Source organism: Hyphomicrobium methylovorum, assembly GCF_013626205.1.
In the GTDB taxonomy this organism is placed as follows: Bacteria; Pseudomonadota; Alphaproteobacteria; order Rhizobiales; family Hyphomicrobiaceae; genus Hyphomicrobium_B; species Hyphomicrobium_B methylovorum.
Window position 1 is genome coordinate 1198217 of the sequence record NZ_QHJE01000001.1, and the last position, 17457, is coordinate 1215673.

Here is a 17457-nt window from a genome sequence, read left to right on the forward strand (position 1 = left end):
AGCTCGCGACATTGATTCGCCACTAGCCGGAGCCGGGAAACTCGTCTCGATGGACTTCAAGCTTTTGATCGATCACCTGGTCGAGAATGCGCGCCCGCTGGGGCTGGCGATATTCCTGGCCTGCGCCTTGGCGCTGTTGCTGCGCACACGGGTCGCGCGGCGGTTGCGGAACGTGATCGAAGAGACCGTCTTCACAAACTGGCGCCTCGCATTGCTTGGCACCACGGGCATCGTTCTCTCGGTGGCCGCCGGGTGGCGCACCTGGGAAGGAATGTACAATTTCACCGGTGAGGCGCTGCTCTCCGGCATGGTGACGTTCGGCATCCAGGGCATCATGCTGATCGTTGCTTGGCTGATCGGCGAAAGCTTCGCGACCGGCATGAACTCGCGCACCCGGCCGAGCGGATCGGCGCTGGTCAGCCCAGCGGCTCAGCCGTGGGTCGGAAGCGGGCTCGGCGTGCTGTTTTTCGTTGTCGGCTTCGTGCTGTTTCTGCAGTGGACCGGGCGCGCGGACGTCAACTCCGGCTCTGCCGATGCGATCGAATGGTCGAAGACCGGCGATAAAATCCTCATGCTCGGCGCCGGACTTCTGGCGGTCGCGCTATTCGCACTTTATGCGGCGAGCGATCTCGTGCGGCCGTATGTGCAGGTGGTGCGGATCATCATCCGCAATTCGATGCTGTGGGTGATGTTTCTCGCAACGATGGGAACGAGCGTTTTCTTCTCGTTCGACAGCTTCTTCACCTCGATCTTTCCGGCGTCTGAGCGCGTGCGCGCGGCAGAACTCAGAGCGCAAAACCAGGTTTCCGGCATATTGTCCGACATCGAGCAGGCGATCGCTCACCGGCGCGGCGCGCTCGCGGAAGAACTATTCACGACGCCCGCTTGGGCTGATTACGACAAACAGCTCAACGCCGTCACGCAAGCGGCAACGCAATCTCAGGGCGCGATTACGCGCTATGTGAACGAACAGATCGAAGAGCGCCGCCGCGCCGTCAAGGAACAGCAGGAACGGATCTCGTCAGCCCAAGCCGGACAGGCCGGGCTTGACGGTCGCAAGACCTCGCTAATGGAAGAGAAGACGCGCGTCGCCGCCGAGCGGCCGGGGCTGGCTGCAGACTATGCGGCGAAGAAATCCGACTACGACGCGAAAATGAAAGACGTCGACGCCAAGCGCGTGGAAGCGCTGGCCGAAGGCAAGGGCGTTGAAGGCACATTGAAGGCCGGGCGAGGGCCGATCTATCGCCAGCGCATGAGCGAGCTCGCGATGCTCGAAGGAGCAGCGCAGATTGCCGGAGAGCGCATGAAAGACGCGCAGAAGCGTCTCAACGGCGCGGAAACGCGACTGACCAGCATCGACACGGAACTTGCCACGCTTGATGGCGATCTTGCGAAGTATAAGGGCGAAGCTGAAACGGCCGAACAGCGGATCAAGCTGGCGGAAGACGCTGGTCAGGAAGATGCCGGTCCGAAGGTCGATCCGGCCCGTTTCATGCCCGCCTTCGAGCGCGCCAAATCTGAATTTCGCGCTGATCCGACGGTCGCTCATCTCGCGACCGTGCAGCGGATGTGCAGCGATATTTATGGTGCGCTTTCCGCGACGCCCGAGACCAAACCGCAAGTCGCAAGTCTCGATTGCGATCCGAAGACGACGGCGGACGCAGCGTCAGGTCTCTTTGCGCTCGAAGCAGGCATCAAGGTATTCAACGAGACGTGCGCGGGTGGCGACAAGCTCGTCGCCAATAAATCCACGGACGAACTTTTCGCATTCGCTCGCCGCTGCCTTTCCGATAGCGCGCTGCCGAGTGGCGATACTGACGCGCTGCGCACCGAGATCAATCGGATCGAGCTTTCGCGCGATGACAAAGCGCATCGCTTCGTCGTGACGATCAATGCGTTCCAGGATGGCAACCGGCTTGCCTATCTGGCGCTTGCAATTGCGATCGGGCTCGACGCCTTGATTTTCATGTCGGGCCTGTTTGGCGCCAACGCGGTGCGTTCGCCGCTTTCCGACATTCCGAGCTTCCGTGCCCGCTCCGGCGCGCAACTCGAAGCGACGATCAACGCGGCGCTTGGTGCGCAACCCTATGAGACGGCGTGGCTTACCCTGACGGCTCTGCGACCCATCACGAACGATGATGGGTTCTCGGCGCTTGCGGATCTGAGCGCGATGGAGCGCTCGTCAGCGGAACGCGTGCGTATGGTTTTGACGGCAGGTGCCGATATCGGAGCCGTCGAAACGCTGAGCCACAATCCGGAACGCTACCGGGTTCGCAGCGAGTTGCGCGAATATCTCTCGAGCGTCGTCGACCGTCAGTTCAAGGCGGATGCGGGTGCGAAGGAACGCGCCAAGCTCGATCAGCTCGTCTCGGCTGCGCTTGCGCCGCATCCGAAAGAGCATTCCGAAATCGTGCTCAATTCTCTCGAGCCAATTCGCGAAACCGATGGCTTCACGTCGATGGTGACGCTGTCGGAAATCAGCGACGAAGACGATGCGCGTCTCGTTCGGCGCGTGATGAATGCTGGCGCGACGGTGAAAGCTGTGGCGCCTGACTTGAAGATCGAAGATCGCTACTACATTCGCCCGGCGCTCTATGAAACGCTGCTGATTATCCGCGCGACCGCGCCTGAGTCCCGCGAACTCAGATACGAACGTGCGCGTCTTTCGGATCGGCTTCCGCAGGATGGCGGGCGGCTTGATGCCGAGAAACCCAGGCTTACCGCAGACCAGCCGAAGCAACTGGGAAAGCCGAGCCCTTCGTTGCCTCCCGCTATGAGTCCCGAGGAGCAGCTTGCGCTGTTCCATTCCTATCGGAATGAACTTCTTGGCGCGTTCGGGCTGAATTCCGATATCGTCGACCAGCGGTTCGCGGCTCCCGGCGCGAAGGAAGCCATCATCGAAGCTTGGCGCGCGCTCGACGCACATGCCAAGCACAACGGCGTTCTGGGACGGCTGCTTCGCGAACTCGAACAGGATTGGGAACGGGATTTCACCAAAACGTACAACCGGCTTCGGGCGCAGACCGGCGGCCATAAACTCAAGCAGGCTGTTCTTGACCGGGCGCACGATTACGTCGGCGAGGATCAGGCGCACTACCTGCTGTTTCCGGAACTGGATCTGGTCAACAACCTGATCCAACAGATTGAACATGCGGCGCAATTCGATGACGGCCTGCGCCCTGGCGAGCAAGATCTGCGCGATCAGTTGAAATTAGTGCGGAATGAGTTGGATCGCTTAGACCTGAATGATCCGGAATCCTGGGATCTCATTCGCGAGCGTCTGGCAATGCGCCCAAGGCCCGATCTTTTCAACAGGCCTTTTCCTCGGCCTGGGGATTACGATGACGGCGAAGCATAGTGGCTTTGCGACACTTGCTCCATCAGTATACGTCGGGTTGAATCGAAGTTGATTCGATGCTGCTGGGATTCTCGATCCCTTCCGTATCTTCGATCCTTCGTGTGCAGAGCTTCCGAGCAAGGACCCGGCCATGTGCGGCTCACGCTATTTTTTCGTTCCGTTCCTGGCGGCGCTCTCGGTTGCGATCAGTCTGATAATCCACGTCGACAACAGCCAGATCGAACCTAGCTCGGCGCAGGCGTCGCCGAGGGCGGGCGTTATCGCCACGCCCCCTCAGTCGGTCTTAAAATTCGCGACGCTTAGCCAGAAATGGCGACGACCTTTTGTTTCTGGGTCCCCAGCCGATCGATACTCAACTCCATTACGTCGCCGACTTTGAGATATTCCGGCGGCTTCTTCGCGCTGCCGACGCCGGGAGGTGTTCCCGTCGTAATGATATCGCCGGGTACGAGAACCATAAATTCCGTCACATAGGCCAGCAGCTCCGGGATCTTGAAGATCATCGTTGCGGTTGAGCCGGTTTGCTTGCGTTCACCATTGACGTCGAGCGACATCGCAAGATTGTGCGGGTCGGTCAGTTCGTCAGGTGTCACCAGCCAGGGTCCGATCGGGCCGAACGTCTCGGCCGATTTGCCCTTCACCCATTGGCCATTGCGCTTGACCTGAAATTTCCGTTCAGAGACGTCGTTGCAGATGGTGTAGCCGGCGATGTATTTCGCCCAATCCTTCGCGTCGACGTAACTTGCGCGCGCGCCGATCACGAATGCGATCTCGCATTCCCAATCCATATTGCGCGAATTTTTCGGGTAGATCACATCGTCGTACGGGCCGCAGATCGACGTCGTCGCCTTGTTGAACAGGATCGGCTCGCTCGGGAGCTCCTGTCCGGTCTCCTTGGCATGGTCGGCATAGTTGAGACCAATGGCGATGAAGTTATGCGTATCCGCGACAGGCGGACCAAGGCGCGTGCCCTCTGGAACTTTAGGAAGCGTTGCCGGATCGATGTCCCGCAGTTTTGCCAACGCTTCTGGCGCGAGATGAGCACCTGAAAAATCCGGCACGTGAGCGGATAGATCGCGAATTGTGCCGTTGTTGTCGACCATGCCGGGCTTCTCGGCGCCGATCGCGCCAAAGCGTACAAGCTTCATCCTTCGTTCGTCTCCCTCGTCTGGTTTTCTGCATCGGCCAATGTGGCCTTGATGTCTGAGGCTTGTGTCTTAGACGAAGGGCGAAACGGCAACAATCATTGGCAGGAGCCAGAACCTACCGCGGAGATGGGCGTATCGGCGCAGCCGGAGGCTAGATCTCTCCAGAACAGCACGGTTTTTGCTGGTTCATTGTTGGTACAAAAAGATGAAAAATTGCCGAAACAGAAGCTACTCCTACGGATTCTACAACGTGCGGTGACCTTACGGATAAGTATAGCAATCGTAAGGGAGCGGACGCTTTGGATGGAGTATTTAGCGGGCACAGGACGAAACGGTCCTTGAAACGCGAAGGAGATGTTAGATGGTTTCCAAGATTATTCGTGGCGCAGTGCTCGCAGGCGTTCTGTTTTCCGTATCGGCTCCGTACGTCGCGTATGCTGCTGACGCACCCAAGACCAAAGCGGACTGCAAGAAGGCAAAAGACATGAAGTGGGATGCAACCACTCATGCTTGCGTGAAGAAATAATCTTCGCTCGCGCTCTCAATGCACAATGCAAGGGCGGCATCTCAGTAGAGGTGCCGCTCTTTCTCTTTTCGGCCAACGTCTGCATCGGGCATGACATCGCCCCACTCCGCCGCCTAAGATGCGCTTCGCTCGTTGCGAACCCAATTGGCACCGGGAGTGACGCATGACATCCGATAATTCTATTGCATCCGACATCGTTGGGCTTTCCGCCTCGCATCCGCTTTCGCGCCGCACATTCATGAGCGCATCCGCGGCAGCGGCCGCAGGCTATACGCTCGCCGCCGGACCGGTGATGGCTGACGTGGTCACCACCGACACGACAGGCTTGGCCGCGGGCGACGCTTTCGCGAAAGTCGCGGATGGGGAGATGCCAGTCTATTTTGCGCGACCGGAGACTGTTGCGAAGCCACCCATCGTGCTCGTCGCAATGGAGATCTTCGGGCTGCATGCGTACATCAAGGATGTCACGCGGCGGCTTGGCAAGCTTGGCGCCTTCGCAGTCGCGCCGGACTATTATTTCCGCAAGGGCGATCTCGCAAAGATCAGTGGCGTCGATCAACTCATGCCGCTCGTCAACTCGAAGCCGGACTCGGAACTCATTTCCGATCTCGATGCCGCCGTCCGCTGGGCCGTGGCTCAGGGCGGCGACGCTTCTCGGATCGGCATCATCGGCTTCTGCCGGGGCGGGCGAACCGTTTGGGAATACTGCGCGGCGAGCAGCCAGATTAAAGCGGGCGTCGCGTTTTATGGTTCGCTGGTCGATCCAGAGCCGCAGAAAACGATCTGGCCGAAAAGTCCTACGGAACTCGCAAGCGAGATGAAGGTCCCGGTGCTCGGCCTTTATGGCGGCGAGGACAAGGGCATTCCGGTTGCGCAAGTCGAAGCGATAAAGGCCGCGCTTGCTGCAGCGGGCAAGACGGCGCAATTCAAAATTTACCCATCTGCGCCGCACGGCTTTCATGCCGACTATCGGCCGAGCTATCGAGAAGACGTTGCTAAAGAGGCGTGGGCTGAAATGACGGCCTGGCTGAAGAAGTGGCACGTTCTCGACTGAACCCGCGCACGTGGACGCGACACCGTCCGCCAAAACTTCAAGCAGGAGGCATCATGGCCGATACTGAACGTCTAGCCGAGATCGACCAGCGCATCGCGATACTCAGAGCCAACCTTCGAGAACTCGTGGAGCAGGCAGCAGGCTTTTCAGGAGCCGCCAACGATGAGCTTGCTGCAGACCGGATTAACAAGCAGCAAGCCCAACTCGATGAACTTCTCAAAGAGCGCGACGAACTCGCGGGATGATACCGTCTTTCGAGTGAAAGCAAGCCGCGGCGCCGATTGCGCAAGAGCTTTCATAAGGCGCTGCGATTTGGGCGAAATGGCGCGGCGTGCTGTCCGGATTTTAGCGCGTGCGACTTACGCGACTTTATCAGTCGGCCACCAGTCGTGGAGATGAAGCCGGACACGCGGCACAAGAGCGAACGAGCGCACCAATCGTTCGGCACAACGAACATAAGCTCCGTCATTCATCGCGGCGGCGGCTTCTTCCAACGCAAGCCAAGCCTTTAGCTTTCGCCTATGTGCCGAAGTCGTGAGGTCCGATCCCGATGCGAGGTACTTCTGCCTCAATATCGCTGCCGCAGGATCGACGTCGCGTCGTCGAGCGTTGCCTCCCCGGCGAATGCGCGCGCCGACGACTGGCGCCACGGCAAGTTTTGCTCCGCGGCTCACCAACCGGATGAAGATATCGAGGTCTTCAAGCCTTCTCAGGCGTTCGTCGTAACCACCGGCATCAAGCAGAAGTTGGCGCGGCGCTAATACAGTCGAGCCGGGACTGAACCAGCAACCGCCGCAGAAATCTGCAATCTCGCTACTCGGACGCGGCACTTTCGGTGACGCTCGCTCGCCTGCCTCACTTACCGGCCACCATCCACACGCGACAATTGTCTTCTCTGGATTTGCAAGACCGGAGAGATAAGCGACTTGGGTCGCGAGCTTGTTTTCCTCCCAGGTGTCGTCGCTATCGAGGAAGGCCACGTGAGATGTCGAAAGAGCGTTCAATCCAGCCTGACGAGCTGCTGATGGACCGCGATTTTCCGTAAAGCGAATGATGTGAGCGTCGAGGCCGCCAAGCACATCCTGCGGCAAGTGCAAGGGCGGCTCCGATCCATCGTCGACGACAACAAGACGATCGGGCCGCAGCGTTTGCGCGGCGACCGAGGCAACGGCCACCAGCAAGTCTTTCTGGCGATTGAACGCCGGAATGATAACGCCGATGCTAATCGGTTCTGTTCGCCGATCTTCAGCCATCGTTGGGCTCTGACCTTTTGAGGCTCTTTTTCTACGTGCTCAAGCGGGCCGTCGCTTCATTGGCTTTGAACCAGTCGTAGGCATCACGAAGACCAGAGCGCAGATCATAGCGCGGACGCCAGCCCGTCGCGCTCAAGCGAGACACGTCCAACAGCTTGCCCGGTGTGCCATCCGGCTTGGTCGTATCCGTTTCGATGCGGCCTTCAAAACCGACGATTTCGCAAATGAGATGCGTCAGATCGATGATGGGAATATCTTCGCCGCTCCCCACATTGACGTGCTCTGCTTCAGAATACGTCTTCATGAGGTGTACGACCGCACTCGCTGCATCATCGACATGAAGAAATTCGCGCCGCGGGCTGCCCGTTCCCCAGACTACAATGCGATCCGCACCAGACTTTTTTGCTTCGTGGACCTTGCGAAGCAAAGCCGGAATGACGTGGCTTTTCTCGAGGTCGTAGTTGTCGCCCGGGCCATAGAGATTGGTCGGCATCGCCGAAATAAAATCGACGCCGTACTGACGGCGATAGGCTTCGCAGAGTTTCAACCCGGCGATCTTCGCTATCGCATACCATTCGTTGGTCGGCTCGAGGCTGCCGGTTAGAAGTGCGTTTTCCGGAATCGGCTGGGGTGCGAACTTCGGATAGATGCAGGATGAGCCAAGATAGAGCAGCTTCTGAACGCCCGAGCGAAAGGCGGCGTCGATGACGTTCGTCTCAATCGCGAGGTTGTCGTAGAGAAACTCTGCCGGATATGTGTCGTTGGCCAGGATGCCGCCAACCTTCGCAGCAGCAAGGAAAACAGCGTCCGGCTTTTCGCGTTCGAACCAAGTGCGGACGTCGCTTTGTTCGCGGAGATCGAGTTCGCTCCGGCTTGCCGTCAGTATTTCGCAGTCTTCAGACGCCAGCTGCCGTGCGATTGCAGACCCGACCATGCCGCGATGGCCCGACACAAACACGCGCTTGTTTCTCAGTTCGAAACTCATCGCCGGGTCCTTGAAGTGTGATCGCGCGGTTGCACTTAACCTATGCGCCGCAACGCTATTCGTTGATGGTGCTGCGCCAGCCTTCTCTCTCAAGCAGTGCGATATCGGAAGCCACCATTTCCTTCACGAGTTCGGGGAACGTGACCTTATGCTGCCAGCCAAGCTGAGCGCGCGCTTTTGACGGATCGCCCAGCAGCAAGTCGACCTCGGTCGGGCGGAAGTACTGCGGATCAATGCGCACGATCACATTACCGGTGGCGCTGTCGCATCCGGTTTCATCTACGCCCGTGCCGTTCCAAGCGATGGTAATTCCGATTTCCTGATACGAGCGCTCGACGAACTCGCGGACCGAATGCGTTTCGCCTGTCGCGAGCACAAAATCGTCCGCCTGATCGTTCTGAACGATCTTCCACATGCCTTCGACGTAGTCCTTTGCGTGTCCCCAATCGCGCTTGGCGTCGAGATTGCCGAGGTAAAGCGTCGACTGCAGACCGGCGCTATGACGTGCGACGGCGCGGGTAATTTTTCGAGTGACGAACGTCTCGCCGCGGATCGGGCTTTCGTGATTGAAGAGAATGCCGTTCGAAGCATGCATTCCGTATGCTTCGCGGTAGTTCACCGTGATCCAATACGCATAGAGCTTGGCAACGCCATAGGGCGAACGGGGATAGAACGGTGTCGTTTCTCTTTGCGGCGTTTCCTGCACCTTGCCGTACAGTTCGGATGTGGACGCCTGATAAAAGCGCACCTTGTCTTTTAGGTTGAGAATTCGGATGGCTTCGAGAAAGCGCAGCACACCGACAGCATCGGCATTGGCCGTATATTCCGGCGTATCGAAACTGACCTGCACGTGGCTCTGCGCGGCGAGGTTATAGATCTCGTCAGGCTGGGTTTCCTGCAGCAAACGAATGATATTCGTTGAATCGGTCAAGTCGCCGTAGTGCAGAAAGAACGATGTCTCGCGGTCGTGCGGGTCTTGATACAGTTCATCGACGCGCTGCGTATTGAACGAGGACGAGCGCCTTTTTATGCCGTGTACGACGTATCCCTTATCGAGCAGGAAGCGCGCAAGGTAAGCTCCGTCCTGCCCGGTTACACCCGAGATCAATGCGGTCTTCTGTGCCAAAGCGGAGTGCTCCCCGTGCTTCTTGGTGCGGACGGAGGGACTCGAACCCTCACGAGGTCACCCTCTCAGGATTTTAAGTCCTGTGTGTCTACCGATTCCACCACGTCCGCCTTGAGGGGTCTTATGCCGGGTCGCGCCGGGGAGCGCAACTCGTGACCATCCGCCAATCGTTTCCTTTTGGCGCAGATAGTTCAGAGACGACCAGATCTAGCTAAGTCCGGCTTTCAGTGGAAGGCGGCGCTTTTGGCGCAGTGCCGCCGAGACCCCGCGCCCTCTTCATCAGCGCAAGGAGCTCATCGGGCCTGTCGACGTCCAGCGTATGGGGATATTGCCGGTCGCGGCCAACGAGCGTGTTCGAAACTTTGCCGTTTGCATCCATAAAAATCGTGCGCGGAACGTAGTTTCCGTCTTTCGAGAAAATGCCATTCACCTCGCGATCGACATCCGCGTCGACGAGGATCATCACGAAGTCTTTCGAGGCTGCAACGATTTCCGGATTCTTGAATAAAAGGCGGAAGCGCTTGCAGACCGAGCACCACGTGGTGTGGAACACCATGATTGCAGGGCGGCCGGTTTGAGCCGATTCAGAAATGCCGGAGCGCACGTCGCGCCAAGCGATGTCTTTCCCGTTCCAGAGGTCTGCGTGTGGGGCCGGTCTAGCAATCGCAGCGAAAGGCACAGCGATCAGAAGCGCAAGAGCGCAGACAATCGAACGGAGCATCGAACGCTTTCCACGTTGCTAATGGCCGATTGTGTTGCCTCGGCTGAGGAAAGCGAAATTAAATCGCGGTCATCTTTGAGCGGTCATTGGCGTGGCGCTTCAGACGCCGTCAGCCGATTTTGATAGGCCTGCATGTGCGTGTACGCGATGTTGAGCAGCGGCGTCTGCACGCCTAATTCGCGGCCGCGGCGGATAAGATCTCCGATAGTGTGATCGGCCTCAATTCTATTGCCACGTTGAATGTCTCGCAGCATCGATGCGGAAATATCGGAGGTTGGATCCGTCAGCGTTGGCCGAACCATCTGCATCGTGGCATCTCGCGGACTATGGCCGCTGGCCTCGGCGACGGCGCAGCATTCGTCGAGCATACCGGTGATTGTTTTCTCGCCGTTGTCGGTGCGGACGATCTCGCCGATAGAGGCGCGCATCAGGCACGTCGAACCGGCCAGCGTTGCGAGCAGCACCCATTTTTCCCACATCGCACCGACGACGTCGTCAGGGTGGCGCACGTCAAAACCGCCGCGCAGCAGTTCTTGATCGATCCTGTCGGATGCCGCCTTTTGGCCCGGCGTGCGCGGCCCCTGCGTCAACGATGCATACCCGCTCAAAAGGCGGATGCGACCGTCGGCTTCGAGCACAACGCTCAGGTGGCAGGTGCCTCCAAGCACGTGCGCGCGTCCGAATGCCGTATCGAGATCGTCCAGGTGGCGCATGCCGTTCAGAACCGGCAGAACCATCGTCTGCTTGCCGACGGCGGGACGGATTGCCTCAATCGCTCCGGCAAGATCGAACGCTTTGGCGCTTACGATCACGACATCATACGGTCCCGCAAGGTTCTCAGCCGTGACCGCATGAACCGGGGTCGTTAGCGTGCCATCCGCAGCTTCGATAACCAGTCCGTCGCTCATCAGGCGGTCGCGCCGCGGCGGACGGACGAGAAAGGTGACGTCAGCGCCCGCTTTGGCCAGGAAGCCACCAAAATAGCCGCCAGTGGCGCCCGCTCCGAGGATTAGAATACGCATTCCGCTAACTCTTCCATGCTCGTGACCGCCTTTCGTTCCTAGTCCCATCGACGCCCGCTCGCCAGACTCTATTGGTCGCGGCTCGCTATCTGGCCGCAGCGATCGCCAGCCGTTGGACGCAGGTCGAGAGACGAACGATCACGGGTTTTCACAAAAGCGGGTGATTTCGCGCACGGGGAGTTGTTTGGCGCGCAATGTGCGATGCACGTATTTTGGCAGATGACGCAGGCCGTGACCTGGCCGGAAGCGTCTTGTTGGTTTCGCGTTCCTCAATGCTGGGAGCGCATCGTTTAGTCCCTGACTCGCGAAACAACTCGGCGCCCTCCGAAACCGGACGGGCGCCGATTTTTTTCTCATAAGGCCGCGTCGTTCAGGCCTTCTTTTCCGGCGCGACGATGCGGACGGAGAGTTCGCGCAATTGTTTCGGGGCGACTTCGCTCGGTGCGCCCATCAGCAGATCGTTCGCCTGCTGGTTCATCGGGAACAGCGCAACTTCGCGAACCGTCTTTCCGCCGGTGATCAGCATGACGATACGTTCGATGCCTGCCGCCATGCCGCCATGCGGTGGGGCCCCGTACTGGAACGCACGGAAGAGGCCGCCGAAGCGCTGCTCGACAACTTCGGGTCCAAGGCCCGCAATGCCGAACGCCTTTATCATCGCATCCGGCTTGTGGTTACGGATGCCACCTGAGGCAATCTCATATCCGTTGCAGACGATGTCGTACTGATACGCCTTGAGCTTCAGGCGTGCTTCATCCGTTGTTGCAGCGTCGAGAGCTTCGCTGCCACCTTGTGGCATCGAAAACGGATTGTGCGAGAAGTCGATTTTCTTCTCGTCTTCGTTCCACTCGTAGAATGGAAAATCGACGATCCATGCGAGTTCGAACCTGTTTTCGTCGATAAGTTTCAGCTCCTGGCCCACGCGGTCACGCGCAAGGCCTGCGAACTTGTAAAAGTTCGCCGGATTGCCTGCCGTGAAGAAAACGGCGTCGCCATCCTTCAGGCCGAGCTGTGTCTTGATGGCGGTTGCCCGCTCCGGACCAATGTTCTTGGCAACGGGGCCAGCGCCGCCCTCTTCACCCTCGCGCCAGAAGATATAGCCGAGGCCGGGCTGGCCTTCGCCTTGAGCCCAGGAATTCATGCGGTCGCAGAATGCACGGCTGCCGCCGCCCGGTGCGGGTATCGCCCAGACGCGAACTTTCGCATCCTTCTCGATCATACCGGCAAAGACTTTGAACCCCGAGCCGCGGAAGTGCTCAGTTACGTCCGCCATCTCGATCGGGTTGCGAAGGTCTGGCTTGTCCGAGCCGTACTTGGCGATCGCCGTGTCGTAGGGAATGCGCGGCCAGTTGTTCGTGACCGGCTTGCCGTTCGCGAATTCTTCGAAGAGGCCCGTGAGAACCGGCTCCATCGTCTGGAACACGTCTTCCTGCTCGACAAAGCTCATTTCAACGTCGAGCTGGTAGAACTCGCCCGGCAGGCGATCGGCGCGCGGGTCTTCATCGCGGAAGCAAGGCGCGATCTGGAAATAGCGGTCGAAGCCCGAGATCATCAACAGTTGCTTATACTGCTGAGGAGCCTGCGGCAGGGCATAGAACTTGCCCGCATGGATGCGGCTCGGCACGAGGAAGTCGCGCGCACCTTCGGGGCTCGACGCGGTCAGGATGGGCGTCGGAAATTCGTTGAAGCCCGCTTCGTGCATGCGGTTGCGGATGGAGCGCGTGATCTCAAGCCGCTTCATGATGATCGCGTGCAGCGTTTCACGCCGGAGATCAAGGAAGCGGTACTGCAGGCGCAAATCCTCGGGGTAATCGGGCTCGCCGAATACCGGAACCGGCAGCTCCTTCGCGGACGACAGAACTTCGATTTCGGTGGCGTATAGCTCGATGTCACCGGTCGGCAGATCGGCGTTAACCGTACCCGCCGGGCGGTCGCGCACCTTGCCGTCAATCCGGATGACCCATTCCGAGCGCACCAGCTCTGCGGTTTTGAACGCTGCACTGTCCGGATCGGCGACAACCTGCGTCAGGCCGTAATGATCCCGAAGGTCAATAAACAGCACGCCGCCGTGGTCGCGCACACGGTGCACCCAGCCTGAAAGGCGGACGTCGGTGCCGACGTCGCTTTTTCTGAGAGCGCCACAGGTGTGCGTGCGGTAACGATGCAGCTTAGCCTCGGCCATGGCCGGATAACCCTTCGCTCGACATGGGTGGAAATCGCCGCGAAAAGCGCATGAGGGCCGCGGAAAGTCAAGGATCGAACGGGTAGCGGACGGATCGGCGCAGGGCACAAGGCCTACCCGCCGATGGCCCGGCGGAGCCAATGCGAAACCCACACGGTGTAGCAGGGGCGCCCGATCGATTCACAAACATGGAAAATCGCGACCACGCCGATGGCGACAATACAAAAACGATACGCTATAGGCGTCACTCCATGCACATGATCACCACCACGTCCGAGCTTTCAGCGCTGTGCGAGACGCTTGCCAAAAGTGACTACGTCACGGTCGACACGGAATTTCTGCGTGAGCAGACGTTCTGGCCGCTGCTTTGCCTCATCCAGCTCGCTGGTCCGGAAGCGGAAGCGGTGGTCGACCCCCTGACTCCGGGCCTCGATCTGGCGCCGTTTTATAAACTGATGGCCGACACTTCCACGGTGAAGGTGTTTCACGCCGCGCGGCAGGACATCGAAATCGTATTTCTGAAATCCGGGGTCGTGCCGACGCCGATTTTCGATACGCAGATCGCGGCGATGGTTTGCGGCTTCGGCGACAGCATCAGCTACGTCAATCTGGTGAAGAAGACGGTTGGCGCCGACCTCGACAAGTCGTCTCGCTTTACGGATTGGAGCCGGCGGCCGCTTTCTGCGAAGCAACTCGACTATGCGCTCGCGGATGTGACGTACCTGCGTGACGTCTACGTCCATCTCAAGCAGATGCTGGACAAGACTGAGCGCACGCCCTGGCTTCAGGAAGAAGCGTCTGTTCTGACCAATCCGCACACTTACGACACGGACCCGGAGAACGCGTGGCAGCGTCTCAAACTGCGCGTCAAAGGACGGAAATCTTTGGCGGTACTTATCGAGCTTGCGGCGTGGCGCGAACGGTTGGCGCAATCGCTCGACGTGCCGCGCGGGCGTGTTCTTCGTGATGATGCACTCTACGACATCGCCAATCAGGTTCCGATGAGCGTCGAGGCGCTTGGGCAACTTCGTACGTTGTCGGACGGATTTGCACGTTCGCAGCGTGCCAAGGAAATTATCGAAGCGGTGAACGCGGGCTTGGCGCGCGATCCCAAGACGCTGCCGAAGATCGAGCGCAATGAAGCGCTTTCTGCGCAGGCGAGCGCGACGCTGGAATTGCTGAAAGTACTGCTGAAATCGGCCGCTGCCGAGCACGGCGTTGCGCCTCGCATCATTGCCGATAGCGACGATCTTGAGCGGCTGGCAACGTCGGACGAAGCCAATATTCTGGCTTTGCAGGGATGGCGCCGGGCTTTGTTCGGAGAGGCGGCGCTGAAACTCAAGCGTGGCGAGCTGGCGTTGACGCTGGTCAAAGGCGAGGTCCGAGCGGTGCCTGCCGCCGTGGCCGCTCAGTAAGAATTCGACGGCGTCGCCGAGTCTTGCGCTGGACCTCCACCCGCATTCGCTGCGCTCATTCGGCCAAGGATGACGGTCGCGGATCAGCGCTAATGGAGTTACTTCCGGCCGGGATCGTAGCTGTGTTTCTGGCGCCATTCCGAAAAGAAGTAGGAGAGGCTGTCGTCGATTTCGGTCGGCATGACGATGCGGACCGTGACAAGCTGATCGCCGACCGCACCGCCTTTCGGCCGCACGCCCTTGCCCTTCAAGCGGAACGTTTTGCCTGAACTGGTGCCCTTAGGAATCGTAAGCTGCACGCGTCCCGACGGCGTCTGCACTTCGACGCGCCCGCCGAGCACGGCTTCATCGATCGTAATCGGCAGATCGAGCAGAATGTCTTCGCCCTCGCGCCGGAATTCCGGATGCGGACGAACCTTGATCTCAATGAGCGCATCACCCGCTTCGGAGCCCGGCGAACCCGGCGTGCCTTTGCCCTTCAGTCGCAGCACCTGCCCGTCAGTCACGCCTTCGGGCACCGTCAGGTCGAGCACGCCACCGTCTGGGAGCGTTACGCGCTTCTTGGCCCCGAGGACCGCTTCGAGAAAATCGATCTCCAGCGAATAGCGCAGATCCTGGCCGCGCGTCGCGAAGCCGTGACCATCGCGCCGCATGCCTCCGCCGCTTCCGAAGACGTCGGAGAAGATATCGGAAAAGCTGAAGTCGTCGAAACTGCCGGGACCACCTGGGCCGCCGGCCCCGCCCGCGCCCGCGCCACGGGTATATTGCGCGCCGCGGCGAGGACCACCTGTCGGCTGTTGGCTCCATTGGGGCCGCCGGGGGTCGCCCTTGGCATCGATCTCGCCAGCATCGTATTGCCGGCGCTTCTCGGGATCGCTCAGGATGTCGTTCGCGGCTGTGATTTTCTTGAAACGCTCTGCCGCAGCCGCATTGCCTTGATTGACATCAGGATGGCTGGCTTTGGCCTGTTTGCGGAACGCACTGCGGATTTCATCCTCGGTCGCGCGCCGCGAGACGCCCAGTATTTCGTAGAGGTCTTCCGCCATGGAGGCCGTCATCGTTCCTGCAGTTCGCCTTACGCACTCTACCAGACTTTTGGGCGCTGCAAGCGAGGCTTACTGCCTCTTCAGTCGCTAATTCTGATTTCCAGCTTTTTTCCGAGCATGTTCGCTAGCGCCCCGAACCGGCGGCGGACGCGCTCCCCGTCGAGATCAGCGTAAACCCGGGGGATCGTGAGGACGAGGCTGTCGTTCTCGTACGAAAGTGGGGTCTGATCGATAATTCCGGACATCCCGATCGATAGCATATGGGCTGCCCGGATTGCCGAGCCCAGGATCTTGGCGCGCCTCTGAACGCGCTTGCTGACGAGCGACCGCAAACGGTCGGACAGCTGTGCGGTGCTGTCCTCCGAGGCCTCGTGCCGGTGAAATACGGATAGAGCCAGGAAGATGCGTCCCTGGTGGTCGACGCCGCCCAGGCCCGCGTGCGCAATCGTATTGACGCTCTGTTCGCCGCGATAATCGGGATGCGCGCGCCAGCCGACGTCTGACAGAAGACATGCTGCGTGGCGCAGGCGCCGTTCGTCGGCCGTTTCCTCGAGAGCGGGATCGGCGAAGAGCAGGTCCGTCCAGCGGCACAGCTCCCAAGCGTGCGAGATCGAGCGTGCACGCAGCGCCGCATAGTCTTCGCAGAAACTGATCAGCGGATCGCGCTGGCGCTCATGCGGCGGCAAGAGGCCGTAGATCAAACCTTCGCGGATACCGAAGACGGAGAACACGATCTGCTTGGGCTGCATGCGCCGAAGCAGGCGTTCGAGAACGATTGCGCCGAACGGCAGGACTTCGCGGCGGGCGCGGGCTACGCCCGAGATGTTCGGGAGATCAAGCGGCTTCTTCGCTTTACGGAACTGCTCGCAAAAATCGAGGGTTTCGCGCAGCGACAGCTTATATCCCTGCATCACGCGCAAGGGATAATTGATGGAATCCATGTGCATCTTGGCGAGCGAGCGCCACGTTCCGCCAACTGCGTAGAACGTGCCGCCTTCACCGCGAGAGAGCCACGGCAAGGCGCTGATCGCGCCGTCGATGATGTCCGTCGCCCGGTCGATCTTGTTCGAGGTTGCGTCGATGAGGCGAAGGCCGCCGAGCGGAAGCGTCACCGCTTCGCAAAGCTTGTCGTGATCCAGATCGATGATTTCCAGGCTGCCGCCGCCGAGATCGCCGACGATACCGTCAGCGTCGACGAAGCCCATCATGATGCCCTGGGCTGCGAGCAGAGCTTCTTTCTGGCCTGAAAGAACTTCGATATCGACGCCAAGTGCGGCTTCACCGCGGGCAATAAACTCGTCGCCGTTTTGGGCATCGCGCACCGCAGCCGTGGCGATGGCGCGCAGATTCTTTACGCCCAGTATTCGGGCGATGACGCTAAAGCGCGCCAGTGCCGAAAGAGCGCGCTCGACCGCTTCAATTCCAAGGCTTCCTGTTGTCGCCACTGAGCGGCCGAGACCGCAAAGAACCTTTTCGTTGAAGACAGGCGTTGGGGATCGAACCGCACCCTCATAGATAACAAGCCGGACCGAGTTCGATCCGATGTCGATGACCCCGATGGGCTCCATTTCGTCGGTGCGTTCATTGGCACCGGATATTTCCATCCATCGGGTCACGCGTT

At 59.6% G+C, this 17457-nt stretch carries 14 protein-coding genes and 1 tRNA gene; 5 read left to right on the forward strand and 10 right to left on the reverse strand.

Annotated features, from left to right (window positions below; all coding sequences use genetic code 11):
* The first annotated feature begins 49 nt into the window (after window positions 1-49).
* A complete protein-coding gene (locus tag DLM45_RS05875; RefSeq protein WP_181336252.1) occupies window positions 50-3358 on the forward strand; it encodes a coiled-coil domain-containing protein in 3309 nt (1102 codons plus the stop codon).
* Between the two features lie 299 nt (window positions 3359-3657).
* Here the strand turns inward: DLM45_RS05875 and DLM45_RS05880 are convergent, their stop codons facing one another.
* Window positions 3658-4506: a fumarylacetoacetate hydrolase family protein gene (locus DLM45_RS05880; protein WP_181336253.1), complete on the reverse strand. Its 849-nt coding sequence runs from the start codon at window positions 4504-4506 to the stop codon at window positions 3658-3660.
* A 361-nt stretch (window positions 4507-4867) separates the two neighbouring features.
* Between DLM45_RS05880 and DLM45_RS05885 the strand changes: the two genes are divergently transcribed.
* The 3 genes from DLM45_RS05885 (at window position 4868) to DLM45_RS05895 (ending at window position 6331) form a co-directional block, all read left to right on the forward strand.
* Window positions 4868-5032 carry a hypothetical protein gene (locus DLM45_RS05885; RefSeq protein WP_181336254.1) on the forward strand — a complete coding sequence of 55 codons (165 nt, stop codon included), beginning with the start codon at window positions 4868-4870 and terminating at the stop codon, window positions 5030-5032.
* 163 nt (window positions 5033-5195) lie between these two features.
* A complete protein-coding gene (locus DLM45_RS05890) occupies window positions 5196-6086 on the forward strand; it encodes a dienelactone hydrolase family protein (protein ID WP_181336255.1) in 891 nt (296 codons plus the stop codon).
* Window positions 6087-6139: 53 nt separating this feature from the next.
* On the forward strand, window positions 6140-6331 hold the full coding sequence (locus DLM45_RS05895) for a hypothetical protein (RefSeq protein ID WP_181336256.1): 192 nt from the start codon (window positions 6140-6142) through the stop codon (window positions 6329-6331).
* A 114-nt stretch (window positions 6332-6445) separates the two neighbouring features.
* On the opposite strand, the gene DLM45_RS05900 is transcribed toward DLM45_RS05895, so the two are convergent.
* From DLM45_RS05900 to aspS, 7 genes are all read right to left on the reverse strand, one after another.
* Window positions 6446-7339, reverse strand: coding sequence for a glycosyltransferase family 2 protein (locus tag DLM45_RS05900; RefSeq protein WP_181336257.1), 894 nt, complete (start codon window positions 7337-7339; stop codon window positions 6446-6448).
* A 31-nt stretch (window positions 7340-7370) separates the two neighbouring features.
* Entirely contained in the window at window positions 7371-8324 is a 954-nt protein-coding gene (gene fcl / locus DLM45_RS05905) for a GDP-L-fucose synthase (protein WP_181336258.1), read from the reverse strand.
* 55 nt (window positions 8325-8379) lie between these two features.
* Complete coding sequence (gene gmd, locus DLM45_RS05910) at window positions 8380-9450, reverse strand: GDP-mannose 4,6-dehydratase (protein WP_181336259.1); 1071 nt, start codon at window positions 9448-9450, stop codon at window positions 8380-8382.
* A 23-nt stretch (window positions 9451-9473) separates the two neighbouring features.
* Window positions 9474-9560: transfer RNA gene (locus DLM45_RS05915), tRNA-Leu, on the reverse strand.
* 101 nt (window positions 9561-9661) lie between these two features.
* Window positions 9662-10171 carry a thioredoxin family protein gene (locus DLM45_RS05920; RefSeq protein WP_181336260.1) on the reverse strand — a complete coding sequence of 170 codons (510 nt, stop codon included), beginning with the start codon at window positions 10169-10171 and terminating at the stop codon, window positions 9662-9664.
* Window positions 10172-10254: 83 nt separating this feature from the next.
* Window positions 10255-11193: a ketopantoate reductase family protein gene (locus tag DLM45_RS05925; RefSeq protein ID WP_181336261.1), complete on the reverse strand. Its 939-nt coding sequence runs from the start codon at window positions 11191-11193 to the stop codon at window positions 10255-10257.
* Window positions 11194-11563: 370 nt separating this feature from the next.
* A complete protein-coding gene (aspS, locus tag DLM45_RS05930; RefSeq protein ID WP_181338199.1) occupies window positions 11564-13360 on the reverse strand; it encodes an aspartate--tRNA ligase in 1797 nt (598 codons plus the stop codon).
* A 266-nt stretch (window positions 13361-13626) separates the two neighbouring features.
* On the opposite strand from aspS, the gene rnd reads away from it, so the two are divergent.
* Entirely contained in the window at window positions 13627-14790 is a 1164-nt protein-coding gene (gene rnd / locus DLM45_RS05935) for a ribonuclease D (protein WP_181336262.1), read from the forward strand.
* A gap of 98 nt (window positions 14791-14888) precedes the next feature.
* On the opposite strand, the gene DLM45_RS05940 is transcribed toward rnd, so the two are convergent.
* Window positions 14889-15836, reverse strand: a complete 948-nt coding sequence (locus DLM45_RS05940; RefSeq protein WP_181338200.1) for a DnaJ C-terminal domain-containing protein — start codon at window positions 15834-15836, stop codon at window positions 14889-14891.
* A gap of 80 nt (window positions 15837-15916) precedes the next feature.
* Window positions 15917-17452 carry a Ppx/GppA phosphatase family protein gene (locus DLM45_RS05945; protein WP_181336263.1) on the reverse strand — a complete coding sequence of 512 codons (1536 nt, stop codon included), beginning with the start codon at window positions 17450-17452 and terminating at the stop codon, window positions 15917-15919.
* Window positions 17453-17457 lie beyond the last annotated feature (5 nt).